This is a genomic window from Parvibaculum sp. (assembly GCF_035511255.1).
GTDB lineage: Bacteria > Pseudomonadota > Alphaproteobacteria > Parvibaculales > Parvibaculaceae > Parvibaculum.
Genome location: NZ_DATKFR010000025.1, coordinates 1 through 8,934 on the forward strand (window position 1 = coordinate 1; position 8,934 = coordinate 8,934).

9 protein-coding genes are annotated in these 8,934 nt (G+C 62.6%); 4 read left to right on the top strand and 5 right to left on the bottom strand.

What is annotated here, in order from left to right; genetic code table 11:
• Positions 1-149: 149 nt before the first annotated feature.
• The gene (locus tag VMR03_RS00810; RefSeq protein ID WP_325401309.1) at positions 150-1,013 is read left to right on the top strand and encodes a metal-dependent hydrolase; all 864 of its coding nucleotides are present in this window, start codon (positions 150-152) and stop codon (positions 1,011-1,013) included.
• A 99-nt stretch (positions 1,014-1,112) separates the two neighbouring features.
• Here the strand turns inward: VMR03_RS00810 and VMR03_RS00815 are convergent, their stop codons facing one another.
• The 4 genes from VMR03_RS00815 to VMR03_RS00830 form a co-directional block, all read right to left on the bottom strand.
• On the bottom strand, positions 1,113-1,931 hold the full coding sequence (locus VMR03_RS00815; RefSeq protein WP_325401311.1) for an ABC transporter permease subunit: 819 nt from the start codon (positions 1,929-1,931) through the stop codon (positions 1,113-1,115).
• A complete protein-coding gene (locus VMR03_RS00820; protein WP_325401313.1) occupies positions 1,928-2,872 on the bottom strand; it encodes an ABC transporter permease subunit in 945 nt (314 codons plus the stop codon). The genes VMR03_RS00815 and VMR03_RS00820 overlap by 4 nt, the downstream gene beginning before the upstream one ends.
• Before the next feature lie 82 nt (positions 2,873-2,954).
• The gene (locus VMR03_RS00825) at positions 2,955-4,058 is read right to left on the bottom strand and encodes a polyamine ABC transporter substrate-binding protein (RefSeq protein WP_325401315.1); all 1,104 of its coding nucleotides are present in this window, start codon (positions 4,056-4,058) and stop codon (positions 2,955-2,957) included.
• 231 nt (positions 4,059-4,289) lie between these two features.
• A complete protein-coding gene (locus tag VMR03_RS00830) occupies positions 4,290-4,895 on the bottom strand; it encodes a helix-turn-helix domain-containing protein (RefSeq protein ID WP_325401317.1) in 606 nt (201 codons plus the stop codon).
• A 93-nt stretch (positions 4,896-4,988) separates the two neighbouring features.
• On the opposite strand from VMR03_RS00830, the gene VMR03_RS00835 reads away from it, so the two are divergent.
• The 3 genes from VMR03_RS00835 to ilvD all read left to right on the top strand — a co-directional run bounded on the left by VMR03_RS00835 (position 4,989) and on the right by ilvD (position 8,302).
• Positions 4,989-5,372: a nuclear transport factor 2 family protein gene (locus VMR03_RS00835; protein ID WP_325401319.1), complete on the top strand. Its 384-nt coding sequence runs from the start codon at positions 4,989-4,991 to the stop codon at positions 5,370-5,372.
• Positions 5,373-5,438: 66 nt separating this feature from the next.
• Positions 5,439-6,053 carry a pyridoxamine 5'-phosphate oxidase family protein gene (locus VMR03_RS00840; RefSeq protein WP_325401321.1) on the top strand — a complete coding sequence of 205 codons (615 nt, stop codon included), beginning with the start codon at positions 5,439-5,441 and terminating at the stop codon, positions 6,051-6,053.
• 392 nt (positions 6,054-6,445) lie between these two features.
• On the top strand, positions 6,446-8,302 hold the full coding sequence (gene ilvD / locus VMR03_RS00845) for a dihydroxy-acid dehydratase (RefSeq protein ID WP_325401323.1): 1,857 nt from the start codon (positions 6,446-6,448) through the stop codon (positions 8,300-8,302).
• Between the two features lie 305 nt (positions 8,303-8,607).
• Here ilvD and VMR03_RS00850 read toward each other — a convergent pair.
• Positions 8,608-8,934: hypothetical protein (locus tag VMR03_RS00850; RefSeq protein ID WP_325401325.1), on the bottom strand; the 327-nt coding region annotated here is incomplete at its 5' end.

The window sequence follows — 8,934 nt, forward strand, 5'->3', positions numbered from 1 at the left end:
TTTGGCCACATCGGACCCCCCGATTAGCCAAAATAACCCCTCGAAAGCCGGGGAAAGCTCCTTACATTCATGTCACTATGACGTGAGCGCAGATTTCCCCGACGGAAATCGTGCCCGGACAGATAATTGAGCCCGATGGAGATGGCCCCATGACCGCCTCGACCGCAAACTCGCCCAGGATGTCTCACACGCCGGCCGACGTCTCGATTGAGCCGCGCAACCTGAACTTCAACGTCGAGGCGGCGCTCGCCACCGACTGGCATAGCGGCGACCCTTTCATCACCGCTTACTACAACGCGCTCTCGATCATGTTTCCGGTCGGCGAGCAGCAGTTCATCGACAGCGTGAAGCACTATCGCGACCAGATCACCGACCCCGAGCTGATGGCCGAGATCCGCGGCTTCACCGCGCAAGAGTCGATTCACCGCCGCGAGCACCAGAAATACAACGAGGCCCTTTGCTCCAGCCGCGGCTATTCGCTGGACAAGCTCGAAGCGCCGATCCGTCGGCGCATCGCCTGGGCGCAGAAGCATATGCCGCCGATCGTACATCTCGGCGCGACGGTCGCCTATGAGCACTGGACCGCGATCCTCGCCGACGCGCTGCTGCGCCGGCCCGAAATGATGGAGGGCGCGGAGCCGCACCTTGCCGCCCTCTGGCGCTGGCACGCCATTGAGGAAAGCGAGCATAAGGCCGTCGCCTTCGACGTCTATCGCGCCGTCGGCGGTACGCCGAATATGCGCCGCCGCCTGATGATCGCGATCACCCTCGAATTCTTCTGGGATACGTTCCGCCACATGCGTGCGATGCTGAAGGATTACAAGGGCTCGAAGGTGAAGCTCTGGCTCGGCGGAATGAAGTTCCTCTTCGGCAAGGGCGGTGCGATGCGCGGCCTCGGCCGCCCCTGGATGGATTTCTTCCGCCGCGACTTCCATCCCTGGGACCATGACAACCGCGAAATCGTCGCCACGGTGACGCGCTCCTTGCAACTCAACATGCAGGCGGCCGAATAACCCGATGCCCTCGCTATACCTCCCGCTCGGGGGAGGTCGAAAAATCCGACGGATTTTTCGGGTGGGGGGCCCTGAGCAAAGGGGGTGAGAGTATCGCCCTCACCCCTTCTTGCGGTCGGTATCCTGCTGCTGCAGCAGCCGCCCGGCGAAAACGACGCCGATCGCCACCATGACGACGATGATCGTCGCCAGCGCATTGACCTCCGGCGAAATGCCGAGCCTCACCTTCGAGAAGATCACCATCGGCAGCGTCGTCGCGCTCGGCCCCGAGGCGAAGCTCGCGATCACGAGATCGTCGAAAGAGAGAATGAAGGCGAGCAGAAACCCCGCAATGAGCGACGGCGCGATCAGCGGCAGCGTGATCGTTCGGAAGACCGTGAAGGGTGGCGCCCCGAGATCGAAGGCCGCCTCCTCATAGGTCCGGTCGAGCCCGGCCAGACGCGACTGCACGACGATCGCCACATAGGCAGACGAGAAGGTCACATGCGAGATCAGGATCGTCAGCACGCCGCGCTGTTCCGGCCAGCCGATGAGGCTGCGCGACGAGACGAAGAGCAGCAGGATCGACAGGCCGAGGATTACGTCCGGCAGAACGAGCCGCGACGAGATCGACTGGATCATGATCGAGCGCCCCCAGAAGCGGCCGAAGCGCACCAGCGCAAATGCCGCCATCGTGCCGATGATGACCGAGAGGATGCCGTTCATGAAGGCGATGCGGAAGCTGAGATAGGCGGCGCCCAGCACCTGATCGTCATGAAGCAACTCGCCGTACCACTTGGTCGAGAAGCCCGCCCATACCGTGACGAGGCGCGAGGCGTTGAACGAAAAGACGATGAGCATGACGATCGGCGCATAGAGAAAGACGAAGCCGAGCACCATGCAGACGAGCACGAAAGGCGACAGGCCGGTGACCTTCATGGCTGAACCTCCGAGCGCGTCTGGTAGTACTGGAAAATCATGATCGGCACGACGAGGAAGAGCATCAGCGCGATCGCGACCGCGGACGCGACCGGCCATGCCTGGTTCTCGAAGAATTCGTCCCAGATCACGCGGCCGATCATCGTCGTGCTCGGGCCGCCGAGCAGCGACGGGATGACGAATTCGCCGATCGCCGGAATGAAGACGAGCATCGCGCCGGCGATGACGCCGGGAATCGACAGCGGCAGCGTCACGCTCAGAAAAGCCCGCGTCCGCGAGGCGCCGAGATCGGCCGCCGCTTCGAGCAGCGTGAAATCGAGTCTGGACAGCGTCGCGTAAAGCGGCAGCAGCATGAAGGGCAGATAGGAATAGACGATGCCGACATAGACCGAGAAGGCGTTGTTCATCATCGGCAGCGGATCGTTGATGATGCCGAGCGTGATGAGCACGTTGTTGATGATGCCGTTGTTCTTCAGCAGCCCGATCCAGGCGTAGACGCGCAGCAGCAGCGAGGTCCAGAACGGCAGCACGATCAGCAGCAGCAACGGGTTGCGCCAGCTTTCAGGCACGCGCGCGACGCCATAGGCGACCGGATAGGCGATCAGCGTGCAGATGCAGGTCGAGATGAAGGCGATCTTGACCGAGTTGAAATAGGAAACGATGTAGAGCTGGTCTTCGAACAGGTAGCTGTAGTTCGACCAGTCGATCTGCAATTGCGGCAGCCATCCGTCCCCGCTCCAGTCGAAGAGCGGTGTGAACGGCGGAATGCCGATGATCTGCGTCGAGAAGCTGATCTTGAGGACGATCAGAAACGGCAGCAGGAAGAAGAGCGTGAGCCAGATCAGCGGAATGCCGATGACGATGCGCTTGCCGGTGAGGCCGATGCGCGCGAGCGCCGCCATTGCCTTGTCCGCCGGAGTAGAAGCCCTCACATCCGCCATGTCGCCCCCGATAAGCAGAAACTGGTCTGAAATTTAACCTGGAACGAAAAACCCCGGCCTTTCGGCCGGGGTTCTGTATTCTTTACTGACCCGTGCGGATCGTCGTCCAGGCGCGCGTCTGCAGCCTGTTGAACTTTTCCGCCTTGGTCGGCACGGCAAAGAGCTTGGTCATGACCTCCTCCGGCGGATAGATCACCGGATTGTCCGCGATTTCCTTGCTCATCAGCGCCTTCGAGGCCGGCACCGGATTGGCATAGGCGACATAGTCCGAATTCGCCGCCTCGATTTCCGGCTTCAGGATGAAGTTGATCCACTTCAACGCATTCTCCGGGTGCGGAGCGTCGGCGGGAATGACCATGTTGTCGAACCAGATCATCGTGCCTTCCTTCGGGATCGAATATTCGATCTCGACGCCGTTCTTCGCTTCCGCGGCGCGGCTCTTGGCCTGGAAGACGTCGCCCGACCAGCCGATCGCGACGCAGATGTCGCCATTGGCGAGATCGTTGATGTATTGCGAGGAATGGAAGTACTTGATGTAGGGCCGGATGCTCATCAGCAGGTCCTTGGCCTTTTCGAGGTCTTCCGGCTTCTGCGAGTTCGGATCGATGTGGAGGTAGTTGAGCACGATCGGCATGATGTCCGTCGGGCTGTCCAGCATCGTGATGCCGCAATCCTTGAGCTTCTTCGCGTTCTCCGGCTTGAAGACCAGATCGAGCGAGGAGACCGGCGCGTTCGGAATGCGCTTTTCGACCGCCTTCACATTGTAGCCGATGCCGGTCGTGCCCCACATCCAGATCACGGCATGTTCGTTGCCCGGATCTGCGGCCGCAACCTGCTTCATGAGCGCGGGATCGAGATTCTTGTAGTTCGGAATCTTGCTCTTATCGAGCTTCTTGTAGACGCCCGCCTTGACCTGCCGGTCGAGGAACGGAAAGGCCGTCGGCACGACGATGTCGTAGCCCGAGTGGCCTGCGAGCAGCTTGGCCTCGAGCGTTTCGTTGCCGTCATAGACGTCGTAGCGGACCTTGATCCCGGTCTCTTTCTCGAATTTCGCGACCGTGTCTTCGGCGATGTAGTCGGACCAGTTGTAGATGTTGAGGACTTTCTCCTCGGCCGCGTGGGCACTGGCCGAGATCACCCCGGCGACGGCCAGCGCGGCGAGCCCTGTCCCGATTTTTCCGATCATGAAGAAGCTCCTGGTTGGCTTCATTTTGAAGTCTGACGGGCTTGCGATGCCCAAGGAAGGAAGCGGCGCACGAACGGCGGATGGTCCCGACCGTGCCTGCCACCTCCAGGATGCTAGCGCCATTCCCGTCGCGCTTCACCCCTCAAAATTCGAAAACCTTAGACCCGGTTTTCAGAATGCTCCGTGAATGCATCTTTTATGAGCGAAGTGCCCCGGCCGCTGCCCGCCGTTTCAGCGGCGCCGAAAGGCCGTCAAAGTGCGGTCTATCGCCTGAAGGGCCTGCATCTTGAGTTTCGCCGGGTCCTTCGCTTCCGCCATCAGCAACGCCGCCCGGCATTCCATCGCGGCGATGAGACTCGCCAGCAGATCGACATTGTCGAACTCGATTTCGCCCGCCTTCTTCAGAGCTTTCAAGGCCGTGGTCAGCAGCCCCAGCGGATAGGCCGCGTCGATCTCGCGATGCCGCGCCGCGCCGAGAACCGCCGGCCCGTCCTGAATGACGAGCCGCAGATAGGACGGCTCCATGCAGACATCGAGAAAGGCTTCCGTCCCTGCATGCATTGCAGCCCACGGATCGCTTTCAGCGCCCGCGCGCCGCAACACGCTTTCCGCCGCCTCCGCCTGCAGCCGCATGACCACCGCGTCGAACAATGCGCGCTTGTCCTCGAAGTGGTGATAGAGCGCGCCGCGCGTCACCCGGCTCGCCTGCGCGACCGCCTCGATGCCCGTCTGCTGATAGCCTTGTGTCGTGAAGAGACGCTGTCCCGCCTCCAGAAGGGCTTCGCGAGTCGCGTCCGAATATTCCTCGCGGCGGCTCTTTTCAGGTTTTGCGCTCATGGCTCCAGACTAAGGTTTGACAGGATTGACACATATTGTATCTTACATACATTCGGTATGTTAAATCATCGTAACCCGAACTGGAGGACCGTCATGCCCAGCCGTGAGACCGTCCAGCAATTCATCGACACTGTCGTCTCGGGCAGGCACGACGAAGCCATCAAGCGCTTCTATACCGAGGATGCCACCATGCAGGAGAACTTCGGCGAAACGCGCCGGGGCCGCGACCTGCTCATCGCGCATGAACGCGGCGTCATGGGGGCCTTCGCCGATGGCCGTATCGAATCCGAAAAGGTCGGCCCCGCCCTCATCGAAGGCGACCATGTGGCGATCAACTGGATCTTCAAATTCTTCGACGCGGAAGGCCGGCTTGCTCTCGAGATGAACGAGGTCGCTCTTCAGAAATGGCGCGGCGAAAAAATCGCGGCGGAGCGCTTCTATTACGATCCCGGCCAGAGAGCGGCGAAGACTGGCTGAGCGGCCTTGTGTTTGCGAGCGATTCTCAATAATCTCGCCGCCTCACCAGCACGAGGAGGAGCGGCCATGAGCGGGCTCAAGAGCGAAGCGGATCTCAGGACCGTCTATCCCAAACCCGGTGACGGTGCGGTCAACAAACAGCTCGACTGGATCGATCCCCACAGCCGTCGCTTCATCGAACTTTCTCCCTTCCTCTGCATCGGCACCAGCCGGCCCGACGGCCTCGCCGACGTCTCGCCGCGCGGCGGCGAGCCGGGCTTCGTCCACATTCTCGACGACCGGCGCCTCGCCATGCCCGACCGGCCCGGCAACAACCGCCTCGACACGCTGACCAACATCGCTCATTCGCCTTCCGTCGGGTTGCTTTTCTTCCTGCCCGGTTTCGACGAGATGCTGCGCGTCAACGGTGTCGCCGAAACCGTCACCGCGCCCGAGCTGATGGCCCGCTTCACCGTCGACGGCAAGCCGCCGCGCAGCGTTCTCGTGATCGAGGTGAAGGAGGTCTACCTCCACTGCACCAAGGCGCTGAAGCGTTCCGCTCTTTGGTCCCCCGAAAGCCATGTCCCCCGCGACACGCTGCCGAGCTTCGGCCAGATGCTGCGCGACCAGATGAACCTTCCCGTTCCGCCCGCCGCCATCGACGCGATGCTCGACCAGGACGCGAAGGACAATCTCTACTGACGCTCGCGCCGCCAGCGCTTCGTTCCTCCTCCCCTCACCCTCCGCTCGCTTTCGCTCGCTCCTCCCTCTCCCCTCCCGCCCGAGCGCAGCCGTTCCCATCGGCATTCGGGCGGGAGGGGAGAGGGATACGAAGGGTTGGCGAGGGCAAGGCCCGAGCCTTACCCGAAGTAGGGTGAGGGGTGGACGAATCCGCCACCGCCGTTTCGCCGGCGCCCTTCAAAACCCGCGCCCTCCTCATGGGCATTTCCCCGTCTTTTCATGCTATTTGTATCCGGCGGCGCGCCCGGATAAAAAGACGCCCGAAACGGCAATGCGAGCCCCCGCCTGTCCCTGTATCGAGGCATCGTCCCCATATAGAGAGACAGGCCCGCTCCATTCGAAAGGACAAGGCAGTGCCCCCCTATCGTTCACGCACATCGACCCATGGCCGCAACATGGCCGGCGCCCGCGGCCTCTGGCGCGCCACCGGCATGAAGGACGGCGATTTTGGCAAGCCGATCATCGCCATCGCGAACTCCTTCACGCAGTTCGTTCCGGGTCACGTGCATCTCAAGGATCTCGGCCAGATGGTCGCCCGCGAGATCGAGAAGGCGGGCGGCGTCGCCAAGGAATTCAACACCATTGCGGTCGATGACGGCATCGCCATGGGCCATGACGGCATGCTCTACAGCCTGCCCTCGCGCGACCTCATCGCCGACAGCGTCGAGTACATGGTCAACTCGCATTGCGCCGACGCCCTCGTCTGCATTTCCAATTGCGACAAGATCACGCCCGGCATGCTGATGGCCGCCATGCGCCTCAACATTCCGGTCGTCTTCGTCTCCGGCGGCCCGATGGAAGCCGGCAAGGTGAAGTGGGACGACGAGGACCGCGCCATCGACCTGATCGACGCGATGGTCGCCGCCGCCGACGACAAGGTCTCCGACGAACAGGTCGCGGTGATCGAACGCTCCGCCTGCCCGACCTGCGGTTCCTGCTCCGGCATGTTCACCGCGAACTCGATGAACTGCCTCACCGAAGCCCTCGGCCTCTCTCTGCCGGGCAACGGCTCGACGCTGGCGACCCATTCCGACCGCAAGGGTCTCTTCCTCGAAGCCGGCCGTCTGATCGTCGAGATCACGCGCCGCCACTACGAGACCGACGACCAGAGCGTGTTGCCGCGCAACGTCGCGACCTTCGAGGCCTTCGAGAACGCCATGTCGCTCGACATCGCCATGGGCGGGTCGACCAACACGGTGCTGCATCTCCTCGCCGCCGCACATGAGGGCGAAATCGCCTTCTCGATGAAGGACATCGACCGGCTGTCGCATCGCGTGCCGAACCTTTGCAAGGTCGCGCCGGCGGTTGCCGACGTCCATATGGAAGACGTGCATCGGGCCGGCGGCGTTTTCGCCATTCTGGGCGAGCTCGACCGCGCCGGGCTGATCCATCGCGACGTGCCGACGGTCCACAGTTCGACGATGGGCGAAGCCATCGACCATTGGGACATCGGCCGGACCAAGAACAACCACGCGCATGAATTCTTCCGCGCGGCGCCCGGCGGTGTCCGCACCACGGAAGCTTTCTCGCAGTCGCGCCGCTTCGCCGATCTCGATCTCGACCGGGAAGAGGGCGTCATCCGCGACAAGGCCCATGCCTACAGCCAGGATGGCGGCCTTGCCGTTCTCTATGGCAACATCGCCGAAGACGGCTGCATCGTGAAGACGGCCGGCGTCGACGCCTCGATCCTCACCTTCTCGGGCACGGCCCGCGTCTACGAGAGCCAGGACTCCGCCGTCCTCGGCATTCTCAACAACGAGGTGAAGGCCGGCGAAGTGGTCGTCATCCGTTTTGAAGGTCCGCGCGGCGGACCCGGCATGCAGGAAATGCTCTACCCGACGAGCTACATCAAGTCGAAGGGCCTCGGCAAAGCCTGCGCCCTCGTCACCGACGGACGTTTCTCCGGCGGAACCTCGGGCCTTTCGATCGGCCACGTCTCGCCCGAAGCCGCTGAAGGCGGCACCATCGGCCTCGTCGAAACGGGCGACCGCATCGAGATCGACATCCCGAAGCGCTCGATCCATCTTGCCGTCGACGACGCCACCCTCGCCGCGCGCCGCGAGAAAATGGAAGCCGACGGCTGGCACCCCAAGGAAAAGCGCAAGCGCCGCGTCTCCCCTGCATTGCAGGCCTATGCCGCGATGACGACCAGCGCCGCCCGCGGCGCCGTCCGCGACGTGACCCGCATCACGGGCAAACGCCCGGACTGACGCGACGGGGCCTCGCCCTTCGAGACGCGATGCTTGCGCATCGCTCCTCAGGGTGAGGAGATATTCCGAATGACACCCTCACCCTGAGGAGCCGCGCAGCGGCGTCTCGAAGGGCGAGGCCCGGAAAGACCGTAAACGACAAAGGCCGCATCCAGGTATGCGGCCTTTTCGTTCCGGACGCACTTCCGGAGATAACCGGATAGATGGGAAGGAGCGTCACGCTGGTCAAGGGGCGATTTTCGACGCCGAACGAGATTCTCCGTACAAAAACTTATCCCCGGTTCGTCTCAGTTCCCCGACCCGTCTCAATTCATTGCCTGCCACGACCCGTCCGGCTGCCGGCAGGCCGTGCCGTAAGCCTGCTCTTCCCGGCCGCCGATATAGACATAGGTCTGATATTCACGGCAGTAGCGCCCGCCGTCAGCCTCGTAGGTCCTGAGCGGCACCACCTGATATTGCGCGCCGCTATCTTCCCAATAGACCGGCTGGTTCGACGGCGCATATTCGAGCACCTGGCCGATACAGGCCTGATCGCTCATGTCGATCATCCGGCCGATGGAGCCGCCGATCAGCGCGCCGATGATCGCGCCGCCGACGCCATTGCCGCGATCCGCGCCGATCAGCCCGCCGGC

Coding starts and splice junctions, on each gene's coding strand:
- VMR03_RS00810 (WP_325401309.1), top strand. CDS start 150: ATGACCGCCTCGACCGCAAACTCGCCCAGGATGTCTCACACGCCGGCC.
- VMR03_RS00830 (WP_325401317.1), bottom strand. CDS start 4,895: ATGAGCGCAAAACCTGAAAAGAGCCGCCGCGAGGAATATTCGGACGCG.
- VMR03_RS00840 (WP_325401321.1), top strand. CDS start 5,439: ATGAGCGGGCTCAAGAGCGAAGCGGATCTCAGGACCGTCTATCCCAAA.
- VMR03_RS00820 (WP_325401313.1), bottom strand. CDS start 2,872: ATGGCGGATGTGAGGGCTTCTACTCCGGCGGACAAGGCAATGGCGGCG.
- VMR03_RS00825 (WP_325401315.1), bottom strand. CDS start 4,058: ATGATCGGAAAAATCGGGACAGGGCTCGCCGCGCTGGCCGTCGCCGGG.
- VMR03_RS00815 (WP_325401311.1), bottom strand. CDS start 1,931: ATGAAGGTCACCGGCCTGTCGCCTTTCGTGCTCGTCTGCATGGTGCTC.
- VMR03_RS00835 (WP_325401319.1), top strand. CDS start 4,989: ATGCCCAGCCGTGAGACCGTCCAGCAATTCATCGACACTGTCGTCTCG.